Source organism: Chitinophaga fulva, from assembly GCF_012927205.1.
In the GTDB taxonomy this organism is placed as follows: domain Bacteria; phylum Bacteroidota; class Bacteroidia; order Chitinophagales; family Chitinophagaceae; genus Chitinophaga; species Chitinophaga fulva.
Genome location: NZ_JABBGC010000004.1, coordinates 34,488 through 51,661 on the forward strand (window position 1 = coordinate 34,488; position 17,174 = coordinate 51,661).

At 47.5% G+C, this 17,174-nt stretch carries 15 protein-coding genes; 10 read left to right on the forward strand and 5 right to left on the reverse strand.

Annotated elements, in window-relative coordinates; translation table 11 throughout:
• Positions 1 to 100: 100 nt before the first annotated feature.
• Positions 101 to 682: a hypothetical protein gene (locus HHL17_RS28500; RefSeq protein WP_169228268.1), complete on the forward strand. Its 582-nt coding sequence runs from the start codon at positions 101 to 103 to the stop codon at positions 680 to 682.
• Positions 683 to 695: 13 nt separating this feature from the next.
• On the opposite strand, the gene HHL17_RS28505 is transcribed toward HHL17_RS28500, so the two are convergent.
• Positions 696 to 2,234 carry a hypothetical protein gene (locus HHL17_RS28505; RefSeq protein WP_169228269.1) on the reverse strand — a complete coding sequence of 513 codons (1,539 nt, stop codon included), beginning with the start codon at positions 2,232 to 2,234 and terminating at the stop codon, positions 696 to 698.
• A gap of 430 nt (positions 2,235 to 2,664) precedes the next feature.
• On the opposite strand from HHL17_RS28505, the gene HHL17_RS28510 reads away from it, so the two are divergent.
• From HHL17_RS28510 to HHL17_RS28530, 5 genes are all read left to right on the forward strand, one after another.
• Positions 2,665 to 5,280, forward strand: a complete 2,616-nt coding sequence (locus HHL17_RS28510; protein WP_169228270.1) for a zinc-dependent metalloprotease — start codon at positions 2,665 to 2,667, stop codon at positions 5,278 to 5,280.
• A gap of 51 nt (positions 5,281 to 5,331) precedes the next feature.
• Complete coding sequence (locus tag HHL17_RS28515; RefSeq protein ID WP_169228271.1) at positions 5,332 to 8,685, forward strand: SusC/RagA family TonB-linked outer membrane protein; 3,354 nt, start codon at positions 5,332 to 5,334, stop codon at positions 8,683 to 8,685.
• Between the two features lie 11 nt (positions 8,686 to 8,696).
• On the forward strand, positions 8,697 to 10,031 hold the full coding sequence (locus tag HHL17_RS28520) for a RagB/SusD family nutrient uptake outer membrane protein (protein WP_169228272.1): 1,335 nt from the start codon (positions 8,697 to 8,699) through the stop codon (positions 10,029 to 10,031).
• A 79-nt stretch (positions 10,032 to 10,110) separates the two neighbouring features.
• Positions 10,111 to 10,977 (forward strand): AraC family transcriptional regulator, encoded by an 867-nt coding sequence (locus HHL17_RS28525; protein WP_169228273.1) that lies wholly within the window; start codon positions 10,111 to 10,113, stop codon positions 10,975 to 10,977.
• Positions 10,978 to 11,038: 61 nt separating this feature from the next.
• The gene (locus tag HHL17_RS28530) at positions 11,039 to 11,641 is read left to right on the forward strand and encodes a short chain dehydrogenase (RefSeq protein ID WP_169228274.1); all 603 of its coding nucleotides are present in this window, start codon (positions 11,039 to 11,041) and stop codon (positions 11,639 to 11,641) included.
• Here the strand turns inward: HHL17_RS28530 and HHL17_RS28535 are convergent.
• Both HHL17_RS28535 and HHL17_RS28540 read right to left on the reverse strand, forming a co-directional pair.
• Positions 11,638 to 12,063 carry a hypothetical protein gene (locus HHL17_RS28535; RefSeq protein WP_169228275.1) on the reverse strand — a complete coding sequence of 142 codons (426 nt, stop codon included), beginning with the start codon at positions 12,061 to 12,063 and terminating at the stop codon, positions 11,638 to 11,640. The genes HHL17_RS28530 and HHL17_RS28535 overlap by 4 nt on opposite strands.
• Positions 12,064 to 12,065: 2 nt before the next feature.
• Positions 12,066 to 12,767 carry a metallophosphoesterase gene (locus HHL17_RS28540; RefSeq protein ID WP_169228276.1) on the reverse strand — a complete coding sequence of 234 codons (702 nt, stop codon included), beginning with the start codon at positions 12,765 to 12,767 and terminating at the stop codon, positions 12,066 to 12,068.
• A 40-nt stretch (positions 12,768 to 12,807) separates the two neighbouring features.
• Here HHL17_RS28540 and HHL17_RS28545 point away from each other — a divergent pair, with 40 nt between their 5' ends.
• Positions 12,808 to 13,389 carry a Crp/Fnr family transcriptional regulator gene (locus HHL17_RS28545; RefSeq protein ID WP_169228277.1) on the forward strand — a complete coding sequence of 194 codons (582 nt, stop codon included), beginning with the start codon at positions 12,808 to 12,810 and terminating at the stop codon, positions 13,387 to 13,389.
• 65 nt (positions 13,390 to 13,454) lie between these two features.
• Positions 13,455 to 13,910, forward strand: coding sequence for a DoxX family protein (locus HHL17_RS28550; protein WP_169228278.1), 456 nt, complete (start codon positions 13,455 to 13,457; stop codon positions 13,908 to 13,910).
• Between the two features lie 201 nt (positions 13,911 to 14,111).
• Here HHL17_RS28550 and HHL17_RS28555 read toward each other — a convergent pair whose 3' ends face one another.
• Positions 14,112 to 14,840 carry a DUF4262 domain-containing protein gene (locus HHL17_RS28555; RefSeq protein ID WP_169228279.1) on the reverse strand — a complete coding sequence of 243 codons (729 nt, stop codon included), beginning with the start codon at positions 14,838 to 14,840 and terminating at the stop codon, positions 14,112 to 14,114.
• A 342-nt stretch (positions 14,841 to 15,182) separates the two neighbouring features.
• Between HHL17_RS28555 and HHL17_RS28560 the strand changes: the two genes are divergently transcribed.
• Positions 15,183 to 15,419, forward strand: coding sequence for a helix-turn-helix domain-containing protein (locus HHL17_RS28560; RefSeq protein WP_169228280.1), 237 nt, complete (start codon positions 15,183 to 15,185; stop codon positions 15,417 to 15,419).
• A 128-nt stretch (positions 15,420 to 15,547) separates the two neighbouring features.
• The gene (locus HHL17_RS28565) at positions 15,548 to 16,570 is read left to right on the forward strand and encodes an endonuclease/exonuclease/phosphatase family protein (protein WP_206156211.1); all 1,023 of its coding nucleotides are present in this window, start codon (positions 15,548 to 15,550) and stop codon (positions 16,568 to 16,570) included.
• Here the strand turns inward: HHL17_RS28565 and HHL17_RS28570 are convergent.
• Positions 16,551 to 17,174 (reverse strand): Pr6Pr family membrane protein, encoded by a 624-nt coding sequence (locus HHL17_RS28570; RefSeq protein WP_206156212.1) that lies wholly within the window; start codon positions 17,172 to 17,174, stop codon positions 16,551 to 16,553. The two genes, HHL17_RS28565 and HHL17_RS28570, sit on opposite strands and share 20 nt — an antisense overlap.

Here is a 17,174-nt window from a genome sequence, read left to right on the forward strand (position 1 = left end):
GGTTGGGGCGCTGAACGTATAGGTGTCGGGTTGACAACGAAGCTAAGATAGTATAAGATCATTACATTTGTAGTGTGAGTTCACCCGCAAAAAAAATATCATGACCTGTTTACGTACCCCCTTTTTCAACAGGCTCTTAGCAGCAGCTGTTTTGTTTGTTATTACCGTGTCTTTCCAGCAACCCGTTTCCTTAAAAGCCTTTATCCCCAAAGGATACGAGATTTTAGATACCACTGCCGGGGATCTTAACCGCGATGGCTTATCCGATATGATCATGATCTTACGTAAGAAAGGAGAAGATTCCACCTCCGATGTAGTGGAGCATCCGGAGAAACGGCCGTTGCTGATCCTGCTCGGCCAGCCGGACCACTCCTATAAGCTGGCCGCCCGTAATGACAACGTCGTGTATTGTGTGGACTGTGGCGGGGTGATGGGCGATCCTTTTCAGGGAGTGACCATCAAAAATGGTTATTTCTCTGTGGAGCACTATGGCGGCAGCGCCTGGAGATGGACACGGATCATCACCTTCAGGTATTCTCCTGAAGACAAAAACTGGTACCTGTATAAGGACGGAGGTGACAGTTTTCATGCCTCCCAGCCTGATAGCGTGACCACCAAAGTGCGTACTGTCAAGGATTTTGGTAAGGTGCCGTTTGTGAAATATGATATTTATAAAAGATAAAATATAAAAGACGCTATTCCCTGCCCTTAAAAATATAAAGCTGTGTGTTGGCTTCTGTTAGTCCGTCGGTTTTCCGCGCGCCAAAAAGATAGATCGTTTTTTCCGGCGTCACGAAAATGGAGTGGACATCTTTTTTACTGATTGAATCACTTTCCGGGATCCTATAATGCCAGTTGTAGGCTCCTTGTGTACCGTGTTTCATGATAAACCGCCATGCCCGGGTTGAATCGAGTGTCTGAACTGTTCCGGTAACATAATAGTTACCGTCTCTATCCTGGCTGAAGTCGGTCGGCATGGTACGGGAATCTCTTACGCCTATGAAATTAGGCGGACGTATAAACTGATGCCACAATTGTTTGCCTGTGTTTGCATCCAGTTCAGTCAGTGTTCCTATACTACTTTTCGGATAGTAAGTAACACAGGTCAATACTACGGGGTTTTTCTGCACATTTTGGCGGATGCTGATACCCTCGATATTCCCCGTTCCAGGGTAGTAGTAATTTTCCTGTTTAACATGCCATTTGTAATGATTATCCAGGCTATAGCTGGCAATGCTGACAGCATCTTCCCCATGAACGTCGCTTATAACTGTCCATCCATCTGGAGTACTGATTGATTTTTTGAGCCCGGAGGAAATATTGTACTGGCTTTTGCGAGGGTTCATAAGGCTGATGGATTTATTCGGCCAGTCGATGAGATTGGTCCACAGATCGAAGCTTATGCTGTTATCCCTCATATTTAAGACCAGCTGCCGAATGGCGTTTTCGTGTATTCCTATCAGCGTGCTGACTGGCGGGCCTAGTACAAATCTATCCACCTGGCTTCCTTCAGAAGTCGTTTTAGCGACGAGTGTATTCCCTGTGTCCGGATTTTTACTACCACTGATAATCACATAGCCATCGTTGATTTTCAGCAGTCTGTATGGCATATAATAGACACTTTCGCGATAATCTTTGCTCCATAGCATGTTACCATTGCCATCTACCTTAATCAGTCTTGACCAGCAATTATCCGGAGAATCTGCTCCATGAACACTACCCAGTATGGCAAAACCATTATTGTCGTCATACACCACGGACCTGATACTAAAAAAGTCACCACTGATAAATTCTTTTTCCCATTGATCTTTTAGTCCGGAGGTGGTAGTGGATTTCTGCGGACTGTAATAGACAGTACCGTTGATAATCACATAGGCCCGGAAATAGATAGTGAGGTAAGATTTAACAAAGAGCCCGTCTATACTGGTTTTCGGATCGTTGGTGTAGGATTGGGTTTTGGTGTCATTGATGGTGGGATTACCGGTATAGTTGTAGCAAATTCCGTGTTCACTTGCTTTGTTAATAATCGTAGAATCGCCCACCAGCTGATATCCCTCCGGCATCTTCCAGGACACAAAAATTCTCAGGTGGTAAAAATCAAATGCCCCTATACTATCAATGCTAAGCCGGACATCTTCTGCAGCGGGTGGCAGTATTTTATCTTTCTTACAGGATAAGTTGGCAATAATTGCCAGCAGGGCAAAGGCAACAAAGAGGCTACAATACTTTTTCATACGTACAGGGGATCCAATGATTGATGACCTAAAGCTATCATATTTTGAAGACAATTTAAACCCTTCCATAAGCTTTAAAAAAATGTTATGAACGGCGATGCCCGTCCGGGCTCGTTTTCCTGCTATTTTATCTTGTCCGCATTAAAAGTTATACAGTAAAAAACGGTTTCAAGCATACTTTTCGATAATTTTGCGCCCTCAAGGTTAAAGAAATGTTAACCTGGAAACCATTTTGCTTGTAAAGAGATTGCCTGTGCCCACTGAAAAGAATTAGCACCCAATACTTGTAGCAAGTCTGTTATTCGTCCTTTGTAGCCCGGCCCTCGCTGGGCGTTGCTGTGGCATTTCATCACCTCAGTTGTACCTGTGGCAGCGGGCCGGATTGTTGTTCCCTGAAGTATTGTCTGTACAATCTTAACAACTCCTATCTATGCACGCTAACTACAGGAAACTGTTATGGCTACTGCCATGCGTAGCCCTCTTTACATCCGTTGATGTAATGGCGCAATCGAAAAAGAAACGTAGCTGGCTTTTCGGCAAGAAAACTCCTGCCGTTGTTGCCGATACGACCGCCAAAAAGAAACCCGATACCAAAGGACTGAAGCCTTACAAAGAGGTGATTACGGCCGATGCCATCACTGTTGACGGTCTGTTTAAGGTACACCGGGTGAAGACAGACTATTACTTTGAAATCCCCCTGAAACTGGCTGGCCGGCAGATACTGGTAGTGAACAAATTGTCCAAAGTACCGGAACAGCTCAATGAAGCAGGTGTCAACAAAGGGATGAACTATGCCAATATGGTCATCACTTTTGAAAGAGATACCCTGCTGAATAAAATTTTCCTGCGCAAGCAGAATCCTTTCCTGGAAGTACCCGCCAGCAACGCTATTGCACAGTCAGTGGCCGATAACTTCATCCCTTCCCTGATTGATCAGTTTAAGATAGAAGCTTATAATAAAGACACTACCGCTTTTGTGGTGAATGTCTCCAAACTGTTCGACGGCTCCAACAGCAGTATCAACAACGTTTTTGAGTCATTGGGCCTGCCGGGTTCCCCTATTAAGGACCTGTCCCGCATCCGTGGCATCAAGTCCTTCCAGGATAATATCGTGGCTAAATCGGAGTTGACCGCCAAAATCACCGGCGTGGAAATATCCATCGAAACCACTACCAACCTGGTACTGCTCAGCGAACAGCCGATGAAGGCCCGTTTCGCTGACAGAAGAGTCGGCCTGTTTACCACGCCCCGCTGGTATTTCAGCGATGCACAGCATAAACTGGAGCAAAGAGAACTGATCACCCGTTGGAGACTGGAGCCTAAACCGGAAGATATGCAGCGGTATATGAACGGTGAACTGGTAGAACCCAGGAAGCCTATCATATATTATATCGACGCCAGCACACCTGCCCAATGGCGCCCATATATCAAAGCCGGTATCGAAGACTGGCAGAAAGCTTTCGAAGCTGCCGGATTTAAAAATGCTATTATCGCTAAAGATGCGCCGATCAATGACCCTGACTTTGACGGAGACGACGTCCGCTACTCTGTGGTGACTTACGCCGCTTCTGCCAAAGCTAACGCCATGGGCCCTTCTGTAATAGATCCCCGTTCCGGCGAAATTCTTGAATCAGATATCATCTGGTGGCACAACGTGATGAGCACCCTCCATTCCTGGATTCGTATCCAGACAGGCGCCATCGATCCGCGTGCCCGTGGCAACCACTTCAGTGATTCCCTGATGGGCCATGCTATCCGCTTTGTATCCAGCCATGAAGTAGGCCATACTTTAGGCCTGCAGCATAATATGGGCAGCTCTTTTGCCTTCGATGTGGACTCCCTGCGCTCTCCGGAATTTACCTCCCGCATGGGTGGTACGGCGCCGTCTATCATGGACTACGCCCGTTTTAACTACGTAGCGCAGCCTGGTGATAACGTGACGCAGATCACTCCTGCCATCGGCGTATATGATAAATTCGCCATTGGCTGGGCTTACCGTTATACCGGTAAAAATCCCCATGAAGAACTGCCGGAGCTGAACAAACAGTTACGTGCACACGAAAATGACCCGCTCTACGCTTTCGGTGAACAACAGGATATCCGCGATGCCATTGACCCGCGTGCCCAGATAGAAGACCTCGGTAACGACGCTGTGAAAGCCAGCCGCTATGGTTTGCAGAACCTGAAACGTATTGTGCCGCAAATCCTCAGCTGGACCCGCGAAGAAGGCCAATCCTACGATGAAGCCGGTAAAATGCTCAACAGCGCTATTGGCCAGTGGAACCAATACGGCTATCATGTGATGGCCAATGTGGGAGGTATCTATGTTACACCTACCGTATTCGGTCAGCAACAGAACAGCTATGTGCATGTGCCCAAAAAGAAACAACAGGAAGCGGTAAAATACTTACTGGAAGAGGTGTTTAACACACCGGCATGGCTGTTTAAGAATGAGATCTACGCTAAAAGTTATCCGATCAAAGAGAGTCCCATCGGTAATATGGAATATGGGGCCCTCGTATATGCGAAAGGGTTACAGTCTTATTTCTTCTACGACCTGCTGCGCGATGAGCGCCTGTCCCGCATGATGGAGAATGAAGCGGCTAACGGTTCCGCTGCTTACACCGTAGCTGACCTGATGCAGGACATGCATAACGGCATTTTTGCCAAAACCATCAAAGGCCAACCACTGGATATCTTTGAACGCAACAGCCAGAAAGGCTTTGTGGACGCATTGATCGTGAGCATCGATAAATCTGTTGCCCGTCCGGATGCGAAGAAATTACAAGAGGAGTTTACGCCGGCAGACCTGCACAACTTCTGCTCTTTTGCCTTGCAGCCGCAACAAAAAGAAACAGAACGTGCCTCCCGTAACCTTCAGTATTTTTCTATTCACCGTGTATCTGACGCCGTTAGTGCCAAACGGGGTGAGATGGTACGCCTGCAGCAACTGCTTAATAGCCGTAAAAACAGCAGCGACCGTGCTACCGCTGATCACTATAACGACCTGATCATCCGTATGCAACAAGCGCTGAACAACAAATAATAAATCAATTATCAACCTGTACATCTGTCAACAATGAAGAAAAATCAGATTTTGGCAAAAGTCTTTTGCCTGCTGCTGGCAGCTTGTCTTTCCCCTTTCCTGGCACAGGCGCAGAGCGCCCCGCGCGTCATTAAGGGTAAAGTAGTGGATGCCACTTCCGGCGAGGCCTTGCCGGGGGTATCTGTATATGCCAGCAATAAAACCATCGGTACCGCTACCGGTACGGAGAATGTGATCGAAAACATCAGTATCGGTGCTATCACCGATGAAAAAGGGGAATTCTCCCTGAAGCTGCCAGACTCCCTGTCTGTAAAGCAGCTGACCATCGGTTACATGGGCTACGAAACCAAACTGCTGAGCCTTACCGCCAGCAACCACTACAAAGTGGGCCTGTCTTCCAGCGGTAAAAGCCTGAATGAGTTTGTGTTTACCGGTTACCAGACCATTAAAAAGAATAAGTCTACCGGTGCTATCGATAAGATCAGCATGGACAAGGTGGAAGTTGCCGGTGTGATGAGCGTAGAGCAGATGCTGCAAGGGCAGCTCTCCGGTGTGGCGATCACGCCGCAGTCCGGCGCTCCTGGCCAGGCTGCCAAAATCCGTATCCGTGGTACATCTTCCCTTCAGGGCACACAGGACCCGCTGTGGGTGATTGACGGGCTGCCTATTGAAGGCACCAACCTGCCCAGCGCTGATGACGCCAAGTCTATCGATCAGCTGTATACCACCGCTATCGCCGGTTACAGCCCTTCCGATATCGAAAGCATCACCGTGCTGAAAGATGCGGCGGCTACTGCCATCTACGGCGCCCGCGCCGCCAATGGCGTGATCGTGATCACCACCAAATCCGGTAAGAAAAGCGAACGGATGACCGTTAATTACCGCAACAACTTTACGTTTACACAGAAGCCGGACCTGGGCCGCCTTAACCTGTTGAACAGCGACCAGAAAGTTAATCTGGAACTGGACCTGTTCAAATCAGACTTCACCTTTCTGCCGAACAACGGTAGTGTGTCCAAAATCTTCAACAAATATAATGTAACGCCGGAAGATCTTGCCACTAAAGGTTTTGATGGTATCAACCCTGCTGCCCGTAATGAGATCAATGCCCTGAGAGGTATTAATACCAACTGGAACGACCTGATCTTCCGCAGTGCTTTCACGCAGGAACACAGTGTAAGCGTTTCCGGTGGCGGCGATAAATCTACTTATTACTTTAGCGGCGGTTACTATGACGAAAAAGGCGCTACCATCGGTACAGGCGCTAACCGTTATAACATCACCCTGAAAACAGATTACGACATTACCGACAAACTGAAATTCTCTGCCGGTATATTCGCCAATCAGCGTACACAAACCTCTTTCTATGCCAACCGTGCTGGTAATACCAGTCCGGTGCAGTATTCCCGCCTGGCTAATCCGTATACACCTGTATATGATGCCAATGGCAATTACGTGTATGACCGGAACATCGGCGGCGACAGGAACGTGGTTGACTTCAACCTGCTGGAAGAACGTAAAAATACCAGCAACACACTGAAGACGCAGTCCGTAAACACCAACTTCAAACTGGATTACGAAGTGATCCCCCGCCTGCATATCAGTTCTCAACTGGGTATCCAGTCTGATATCACTACCGGCGAACAGATCGCTTTGGAAAATACTTACCTGATGCGTTTGCTGTCAGACCAGAACATGCGTTTTGATCCTGCTACCGGCACACAGAAAACCATCATCCCTAAAGGTGGTATCATTACCAATACCAATAGGAACATGCAGCAGTATACGCTCAAGACAATGGCGGAGTACAGCTTCAATGTGAATAAAAACCATGATTTTAATTTCATGGTAGGTAATGAGGTAAGAAGGGTAAAAGACAAATACCAGACTGCTACGGGCTACGGTTTTGATCCTAAAACACTGACTACTATTCCGATTAAGTTCCAGAATGATAACGATGCTAAAGATCTGTATACTAACAGGAACACCTATGTGGAGAACGCCTTCGTGTCTTTCTTTGGTACCGGCAGCTATACGCTGAACAACCGTTATACACTGGGTGGTAGCATCCGTTTCGATGGTTCCGACCTGTTTGGCGTAGACCCGAAATACAAATACCTGCCGCTGTGGTCTGTGAGTGGTTTATGGCGTGTGATGGAAGAACCCTTTATGCGGAACGTACGTTTCCTCAATACCCTGAATGTGCGTGCCTCCTATGGTTTGCAGGGTAACGTGGACAAAAATACCTCTCCTTTCGTAATGGGTACTTATGTTAATACACCCATTCTTCCCGGAGATCCTGTACAGATCATCAAAGTGGATGCTCCGCCAAATGCTAAGCTCCGCTGGGAAAAGACTATCAACAAAAATATCGGTATTGACCTGAGCTTCCTGAAAAACAGGATCAGCATCACAGCCGATTATTACGATCGTCATGGTAAAGACCTGATCAACGTATATGCTTTGGCGTTGGAGACCGGTTTCCAGAACATGGCTGTTAACTGGGCAGAGATGCGTAACCGTGGTGTGGAGGTAAGCGTAAGCACCCGTAATATCATCCGTAAGGACTTCCGCTGGACCACCGACTTCAACTTCTCCTATAACAAAAACACCGTATTGCGCGAAACGCTGGCAGACAACTCCTATTTCCCTTCCAGAGAAGGCAATCCAACCGGAACGATCTGGGGTATTGATTATGCCGGTCTTAATGACCATGGTATGATCATGGTGAACCACGATGGCAAAACAATATCTTTGACTGAGCTGTTGAAACTGGGTGATGACTTTGCCGGTGATCCGGACCTGGGTGGTCTGTTCCCTTATTCCGGATTGTCTAATGACCAGCAGCGTGCGCTGATGCGTAACATGGGCAACAGCGATCCGCTGTATACCGGTGGTCTGAACAACAGCTTTACCTATAAGCAGTTTGACCTGTCTATCGGTTTACTGTTTAACCTGGGACAGAAAGTGAAAATACAACCACCATACAATCCGTTCTACTTCGATCGTGGTGCAAACACTACCACCGCTATCCTTGACCGCTGGACTCCTTCCAATCCCAATGGACAATATCCCGGCTTGTTTGGCAGTGGCGCGCAAACACCGGAAGATGTAAGACTGTTGGGCAACTGGCTGAAAGACAAGTACTACCAGTATACAAGCCTGGGAATGTTTATACGCGATGCCGGATATGTGCGTGTACGTAACATCACGCTGGGTTATCGCCTGACGGAAAATGTATGCAGCCGTATCCACCTGAAAGGATTGAAGGTAACCGGTGAAGTGCGCAACCCGTTTGTATTTGGTGCTAACTATGACGGCTATATGGACCCGGAAACAATGGGTAACATCTACGCTCAGCCTATTCCAAAAACATTCACCATTGGTCTGAATGCCACTTTCTAAAACTGTAACACATGCGTAAAGTAATATATACCACCGGATTGATCGCAGCGCTGGCTGCTTTCTCCTCCTGTAAAAAATACCTGGACATCGTGCCGGTAGGGAAGGTCGTTCCCACTACGGTAGAAGATTTCCGCAAAGAACTGGATGCTGCTTATACTCTCGCCAAAGGAGATAAAGGGTTGGCTTCCTATCGCAGCGATGAAATAAAAATGAATGAAACGCGTAGCAGTGACGTGAATCAACTGAAGCCAAATTTTTTCTGGGAAGAAAACGAAGGCGTAAACATTTTCACTTATAACTGGAAAGACTATTATCAGCAGATCTTTTATGCCAACCACCTCATCGATGCGGTAGGTGGCGCTACAGAAGGTACACCGGCGCAGATCAATCAACTGGCAGGGGAAGCTTATCTGGTGAGGGCTTATGCTCACTTCAATCTTGTCAATCTGTTCGGTAAACCTTATAACGAAGCTACAGCCGGTACTGATAAAGCTGTTCCGCTAATTACAAAGATCGATCTGCAGAAAGCTACACCGCGTAATACCGTCAAAGAAGTTTATGATCAGGTGATTTCAGACGTGGAAGCGGGTCTCGCTTTGGTGAACGTAGACCAGTTTGAAACCACTTCTTCCTATCGCTTTTCCAAGCTCTCCGGACTGGCATTAGCGGCGCGGGTATATCTCTATACCCATCAGTGGGATAAATCCCTGACAGCTGCGAAGGCTCTGCTGGAGAAGAAGCCAACACTGGCAGATTTCAACAAAAGCAACAATTTACCTACGTTATATAATTCTGTAGAGTCTATTCAGGCATTTGAACAGAACTATAATGCCATCAGTATTCAGACCGCTTTTGTATCAGACAAACTGTATGCGCTGTATGATCAGACTGGTGATTTGCGTCTGAAAATATTCTATGCTAAAGACGCCAAACAGAATAATACTGTTGCGAAAGTCGGCTTTAGCAATAGCTATCGTCAGTCTTTCCGTGTGGCAGAAATATACCTGATCGCAGCAGAAGCTGCCGCCCAGCTGAATCAGCCTGATCTGGCCCGTAACTACCTGAGTGAGCTGAAGAAGAACCGCCTCACACCGGCGTTCTATCAGACAGAAGTTACCCGTCTGGCTGCCCTCACCGGCGCCGATCTGTTAAAAGAGATACAGGATGAGCGTTTCCGTGAGCTGGCCTTCGAAGGTCACCGCTGGTTTGATTTGCGGAGAACAACACAGCCACAGATTGTACACGCCTTAAAAGCCAGGACAGTGACGCTGCAGGCCGGTGATCCGCGGTATACTATCAAAATACCTACCGAAGCCATCGCCAACAATCCGTTGCTGACAGACTAACGGTAGAAGATATACGGACTTTAAATGAGATGGCCCCCGGTATGTACCGGGGGCTTTTTTATGTATATTTGTTAACATCATGTTTCATCGCTTTCCTCCCATATCCGCTCCTGTTGCCGATCCGTCTTTCCTGACCAGTAACGGCGAGATTTTCGCCAAACTGAAGCAGGAATCAGAAGCCGGTAAACGCACTGTATTCGTGACAGAACATACCCTCATCTTTGTCACCAAAGGTGTGAAGCTGTTACATCTGCCGGAAGAAACGGTCGAAGCGGGTCCGGATACCGTGATATTGCTGAAGAAAGGGATTTATGTCATGGCGGAATACATAGAGGAAGGACTGAACTTTGAAGCGTTGATGTTGTTTTTGCCGGTGAAATTGTTGAAAGGGATTGCCACCGAGCCGTTCTTTCATAGTAGTAAAACACCTTCCACAACGCCTTATACCGTTTTTAACGGCAATGAGCTGGTGCAGGCTTTCAAAGCCCACCTACGCCTGTATTTCGATAAACCTGTATTGTACACCAGTCAACTCTTGGCGTTAAAACAAAGAGAGATATTATTACTGCTGATGAACGGAGAACATCAGCGTGAGGTGGTAGACTTCATCACCGCAGCACTCAGTACCGAACCAGCTGACCTGGATGAGGTGATGCGTACCTATTTATTACAGCCTGTTACCCTGGAGGACCTGGCCAACCTGACGAACCGCAGCCTGGCTACTTTTAAACGCGATTTCCAGCGCATGTACCATATGCCGCCCCGGCAGTGGATCAATGAGCAGCGGTTGCAACATGCCCGGCTGTTGCTGGAGAATACCCGGTTACCGGTAGGGGAGATCGCCGGAAACTGCGGCTACGACAGCACTTCCCATTTTATCCGCATCTTTAAGAAGAAGTTCGGGCATACCCCGCAGGCTATACGAGCCGAAATGACGATTGATTGAGCCATCCGGACTATCCAACCGATAATGCCTTCGATAATTTTGTGTGATAAAATCATATAGCATGAAAATAATATTGATAGGCGGTCACGGTACCATTGGCAAAACAATAGCCGCTGCGCTGGCACCCAGGCACGAAGTGATCATTGCCGGTCGCAATAGTGGTGATATCCGCGTGGACATCACGTCTGAAGAATCCGTCGAAAAAATGTTCCGGGAGCTGAAAACCGTCGATGCCTGTATTTGCACCGCTGGTACCGGCTACTACGGCGATTTTGCTGCCATGCGCCAGCAGCATATGCTGCCCGGTATCCAGGGCAAGTTAATGGGGCAGGTAAACCTGGTCCTGATCGGGAAAGACTACCTCGCAGAAGGAGGCTCTTTTACATTGACATCGGGTGTTGCATCGCAGTTGCCTGCTAAAAACGGCACTTGTGTGGCCATGATCAATGGAGCGGTCAACAGTTTTGTGCTGGGGGCCTCCCAGGAGCTGAAGAGAGACCAGCGCATCAACGTGGTTAGTCCCGGCCTGGTAGAAGACAGCGGGGAGCGTTATGGGGCGCTGTTTCCAGGCTACAACCTGGTTCCTATGCAGCGGGTGGTGAACGCCTATTTACTGAGTGTGGAAGGCGCCGTGAACGGGAGGATTATCGAAGCACATTTTTAATAATCTACCCTTGTGCCCTGAAAAAAGTTGATCGTGGTGACCTGATTGGCTTTCAACGTTAGCATACGGGTGATACATTCCATATACGCCACCGAAAAGGTTACGATCCGGTAATCACCCGGTTTACTGACGATGATGGCCGGACTCTCGCTGAAAATCTTTCTGATGGTATCATTACCAAAGAGCGCAATGACGCCATCCTGTATTACATGTCCATCCATTCTGTCATATACCCTAATCCGGACCATGCTATTGCCACCGGCAACAGCAGTATCCTTTTGGGAAGCAAGGCAATAGGTGCCTTTTATGTTGTAACTACCTGTGGCGGGCGGTTTCCTGAGATAGTGCCGGTTGGCAGTACAGTACCTGCTGGTATGACAGGAAACCAACAGTATGGGCAATAGGGAGATTAACCATTTCATTGTTAAGGGTTATAAAGTTCCATAATGGATATACATCTGAAAGTGATCCCGTTTTTTTCTTCTGTATGCGATTCATGGTAATGGCCATAATACCATGCGGTACATCCCGCAGCGGCAGCTTTATGATAAATACGGCTCATCAGCTGCCGCTCATTTTCCAGATCAGCAGCCAGGTCGCGGCCGGCAGACAGCTCTTTGGCAACAAAGTGCTGTACCACGTCATTATACGTATAAGGCCACGCTTCCTTCGGTGCAATATGGCTGATCACTATATCAATACCTTTCTCACAAGCCGCGGTCAATAAGGGGTCATCATAAACCACTTCTTCATCGGGCCAGTAAGTTTTGCCGGCAGTTCTGTAGAGCCGGTCTACGGAAATACCGCCACCAATGCATAATATCCGCTGCTGTGCTATCTCCAGTACACTATAGTCCTTTACCAGTTGCACGTGCTGCAGACCGAAGGTATGGCCGTTGTCCCAGAACCACTTGTTATCATGATTACCCCTGATGATGTATAATTGGTTCCCACGGCTACGCATAAACTGATCTATTTGTAAAAGTGCCTTCAGATCATCATCTATGGGCTGGAAGCCAAGCCCCCAGTCACCCACCTGAATGAAGATGGTGTTTCCCAGGTTAAATTTCTTAATCCGGGAAAGTAGTTCGGGGTAACCGCCGTGGAGATCGCCAATGATAATCATCCTGTATTATACTAATTTACGATGACATATATTTGCATGGATGACAGCCCTCCAATCCTTCCAACAAGCCATCTACAAATTCTATCCGCTTACTCCGGCAGAATGGGAGGATTTTTCTGCTAAACTCATCATCAAAAAATATAAAAAAGGGGACTTCCTCGCCCGCGAAGGGCAGGTGGAGAATTTCATCTATTTCCTTTATAAAGGCGCTGCCCGCAATTATTTCATCCGGGATGGAAAAGAGTTCACCGTTGACTTTCAGTTTGAAGGAGAGATGGTAACGGCTTATTACTCGCTCATTACCCGGGAACCCAGCACGATTTTTATTGAGCTGCTGGAAGAGGCAGACATTGTAGCCATCCCTTTCCGTTTCTTACAGGAATTTTACAACAAATATCACCATGGAGAACGGATAGGCCGACTGGTGGCGGAATACCAATATGTCAAAAGGTTAAAAAAGGAAATGGAGCTGTTGTCGCTGACGGCGGAAGAACGTTATGTGGCGTTGTTACAGCGTAATCCGGCGCTGGTGCAGCAAATATCCGTGAAGCATCTCTCTTCTTTTCTGGGCATCCAGCCGGAGAGCCTGAGCCGTATCAGGAAGCAGCACGCCAGAAACTAACATACATCATTTGCCAGGGGAGCGGGAAGGTGGACATTTGTACCAGACAAAAACACACCTTTTATATGAAACCTATTATTATTCTCATAACAGTATTTACAGTGGCTTTACTTATATCCAGACCGGTTACCGGCGACTGGCAGCCGATTTTTGCTGGTAATCTGGGCATGTGCTGCATGTTATGCTTCACCGCCCTCGGCCATTTTCTTTTTCCCAAAGGCATGACCATGATGATGCCACCGGTGATACCGTTCAAAACGGCGATGGTGTATATTACCGGCGTGGCCGAAATTATCATGGGTATTTTGTTGATGGTACCTACCCTACGGGAGATGACCGGGTTTCTGATCATCGTCTTTTTTATCCTCATTTTCCCGGCTAATATATATGCAGCCATTAAACATGTAGATCTGGAAAAGGCCAGCTATGACGGGCCGGGACTGAGCTATCTCTGGTTCCGGGTGCCGGAGCAACTGTTGTTCATCGCCTGGGTATATTTTTTCGCTATTGCGGGTTTTTAAACGATCAATAGTATCCGGATTAAGATGCCGGTTTTCTTAATTTATATATAATGTTTTTATATGGTATGTTGCAAAATGGGGGGTAATTTTTTCATCTTTTTTGTAACATTTTAGGGGTTAATTTCATTAAAACTTGTAACAAATTAGGGGTGTTTATGATAAAAATACCTTGGAAAGGGGTAGGGTAAATATTGTGTAAACCTATTCCCATTCCCATTTATCGGCTGCGGAAGGCCGCCAGGCACGCTGTCCATAGGACAGGTGGTGAATCGCTACAATACCGGGGTCTATCTCTACAATCGCTGAGAGTGCGACCAACTTGATATCTTCCTCTAATGGCTCATCTTCACTATGAAACTGCCAGTCGCCGTCTTCATCATGATAAGCATATAAAATAGGTTTGCCTTCCAGTACCTGCCGGGTGGTAAATACGGCCACGTTTTTTTCTTCCTGAAACATAAAATCTGCGTCCCGGTCCAGTAGCGGCTGTTTGCGATGCCAATCCGAATTGAAATCTGGCTCCCACGGGAAGTGTGATTGTTTATCGGGCCATACCAGCTGTAAGGAGGGGAATGATGCATGCTTATAAAAATAACAGCCTGCTGCCGGATAGTAGGGGTAATATGCTGGATCTACCAAGAGAAATTGAACAGGATAATCTTCCAGAAACCCCTTATAGAGGATGCTCGTGGTGAAAGAAGCCCCATTTTTTATCTGGTCGCAGGCATCATTCAGCAGACTTGCCATTAATTCCAATGACAGCCCGAAACAGATTATTTCCGCGTGATTAAAACGCTGATGCAATCCAATAGTATAGGCGAATGCAGGCAGATAATTATCCGCAGGGACCTGCACAATGAAACAGCCGTGTTGATCAATTTTTTCCTGTATGGATTCCCGCGTAAGGGGAGGGCAGTGGTCTCCTGACATGAGGTAAATATATCCATATTATGACAACCAATACCATGACTCCTCCCGGTGGCTACCAAAATTGGCACGGTATGCCTCGTTCTCCTGTAGTATACACTCCAAAAGTACTGTGCCTGTCCGGGAGCGAATGCCCACCACATGGATTCCCTGTGCGTGACAGCGATCAATGAAGAGGGAAAGAGACTCCGGGGATACATGAAACCCTCCATGGGCAATGCCTCTGAATTCTTTTTGCCAGAAAATAATATCGTTTTTTTTCATGAGATAAATTTTGTTACTTGCCTATAGGTGATTGTTGTTTGATCAGAACTTTCCGATCTTCATACTATCCTATAGGTGATTATGAAGAGCAAAATTGATTTGTACGTTATCCAGAAAGTCAAAGAGAAAAGACTTGAGATGAATTTATCTCAGGCTGATTTAGCGCATGAACTCGGAATGTCTGTGGGGTTCATTGGAAAAGTAGAAAGTGCTCAGTATCCTTCACATTATAATATCAAACACCTTAACCTACTGGCCCGTATCCTGCAATGCAGCCCACAGGATTTCCTGCCGAAGAAACCATTACAGGAAAAATAATGTATCCGCTTATTGAGCGCGTTGCCTCACTAAGTTACATAAAAAAACAAGCACTTGCCTATAGGTGAGTGATTGTTTTGTGATTTTTTTTCTTTCAAAACTGTATTTTTATCCCAAACAGTGAACACATGATGAAATGGACTTTACCATTGCTGCTCCTGCTATCGTGGCAGGTACAGGCGGCAACCACGTTAAAAGTATTACAGTTTAATATCTGGCAGGAAGGCACCGTGGTGCCCGGCGGATTTGAAGCGATCGCTGACGAGATCATTCACACCGGCGCAGATATCATCACCTTCAGTGAAGTGCGTAATTACAAGCAGACCCGTTTCTGCGACCGGATCAGGGAAGCACTGGCCAAAAGAGGCCGCACGTTTTACAGTGAGTATAGCTACGACTCCGGCATCCTGTCGGCCTACCCGATTGCACATTTTGAAACCATCAGCCCGGAGAAGGATGATCATGGCTCCGTTTACAAGGCGGTGGTACGGGTAGGCGGTACTAACGTGGCCGTATATACGGCACACCTGGACTACCTGCATGCGGCCAACTACCTGCCCCGTGGTTATCACAGCAGCAGCTGGAAGAAACTGCCCGCGCCGGTGACCAACGTCGACAGTGTCCTGGCAGACAACCGCGCTTCCCTGCGGGATGAAGAAATTGAATTGTTCCTGGCCGATGCCCGCCGCGAAACAGCCAAAGGCAGCGTGGTGATACTGGGCGGCGATTTCAACGAACCATCCCATCGGGACTGGACCGCTGCCACGAAAGACCTGTTTGACCACCACGGTATCATCATTCCCTGGAACGTGACCATGGCCCTGGAAAAAGACGGTTTTACTGATGCTTATCGCCAGGTGTATCCCAATCCGGTAACGCATCCGGGCTTTACTTTCCCGGCAGGTAATACAGCCGTTCCCGTTAGTAAACTGGCATGGTCGCCGGATGCGGATGACAGGGACCGTATCGACTTTGTTTTCTTCCGCCCTGATAAAAGACTGCGCCTGAAAGATGCGGCCATCGTAGGGCCCCTTGCCTCTGTGGTATATGGCGCTATTAAAGACGAAACAACTAAAGACAAATTCATGGCTCCCAAAGGCGTATGGCCCACCGACCACAAAGCCCTGCTGATTACTTTTGAGCTGAAGTAAGATATCTGCTGATACTGATAAATAACAGTGACAATAAAAGAAATATACCGGCAATGCCCAACGCATTGATCAGCGCTTGTGTTATCCCTATCCGGTTCACCTCAATGAACGGGTAGGGATAAAAGCCGGAAGCAGCGCCCCTCGCAAGGATGTACACGAAATAAAGAAGCGGGTACAACAACCATGGCCAGCATTGTTTCCACTCCAACCGCCGTTTGGCGGTATATAAGCCCCAATACAAGAGCGACAATACCGGTATCACCGTGTGCAACAGTTCATCTACCACCCACTGCAAACCCTGCGGCTGCCACAGCCAACGCAATACAGCATTATAAATGATACCAACTACCAGGATATACACGGTAAGCGCCGTTTGTGTACCGGCACGGGAAAAGAAACGAACGGCTGGGTTCAGCCATAGCACGGTATTACAGATGGCCACCAGCAGATTGGTCAGTATCGTGAAATAACTGAAAAAGCGGATGGTCAGTTCCCCCGGAGGCAAGGTCCCGTTCCGGACCATCAGATAATACTGTGCTGTCAAGGCAAACCATCCCAGTAAGGAAAGGATAGCAGGATATATGCGGGATCGTTTTATTTCCAT

Bases quoted from the DNA above. Each gene is read 5' to 3' on its own strand.
- HHL17_RS28510 (WP_169228270.1), top strand. From the start codon at position 2,665: ATGCACGCTAACTACAGGAAACTGTTATGGCTACTGCCATGCGTAGCC.
- HHL17_RS28530 (WP_169228274.1), top strand. From the start codon at position 11,039: ATGAAAATAATATTGATAGGCGGTCACGGTACCATTGGCAAAACAATA.
- HHL17_RS28555 (WP_169228279.1), bottom strand. From the start codon at position 14,840: ATGTCAGGAGACCACTGCCCTCCCCTTACGCGGGAATCCATACAGGAA.
- HHL17_RS28525 (WP_169228273.1), top strand. From the start codon at position 10,111: ATGTTTCATCGCTTTCCTCCCATATCCGCTCCTGTTGCCGATCCGTCT.
- HHL17_RS28500 (WP_169228268.1), top strand. From the start codon at position 101: ATGACCTGTTTACGTACCCCCTTTTTCAACAGGCTCTTAGCAGCAGCT.
- HHL17_RS28505 (WP_169228269.1), bottom strand. From the start codon at position 2,234: ATGAAAAAGTATTGTAGCCTCTTTGTTGCCTTTGCCCTGCTGGCAATT.
- HHL17_RS28520 (WP_169228272.1), top strand. From the start codon at position 8,697: ATGCGTAAAGTAATATATACCACCGGATTGATCGCAGCGCTGGCTGCT.
- HHL17_RS28545 (WP_169228277.1), top strand. From the start codon at position 12,808: ATGACAGCCCTCCAATCCTTCCAACAAGCCATCTACAAATTCTATCCG.
- HHL17_RS28570 (WP_206156212.1), bottom strand. From the start codon at position 17,174: ATGGAAATAAAACGATCCCGCATATATCCTGCTATCCTTTCCTTACTG.
- HHL17_RS28560 (WP_169228280.1), top strand. From the start codon at position 15,183: ATGAAGAGCAAAATTGATTTGTACGTTATCCAGAAAGTCAAAGAGAAA.
- HHL17_RS28540 (WP_169228276.1), bottom strand. From the start codon at position 12,767: ATGATTATCATTGGCGATCTCCACGGCGGTTACCCCGAACTACTTTCC.
- HHL17_RS28535 (WP_169228275.1), bottom strand. From the start codon at position 12,063: ATGAAATGGTTAATCTCCCTATTGCCCATACTGTTGGTTTCCTGTCAT.
- HHL17_RS28565 (WP_206156211.1), top strand. From the start codon at position 15,548: ATGATGAAATGGACTTTACCATTGCTGCTCCTGCTATCGTGGCAGGTA.
- HHL17_RS28550 (WP_169228278.1), top strand. From the start codon at position 13,455: ATGAAACCTATTATTATTCTCATAACAGTATTTACAGTGGCTTTACTT.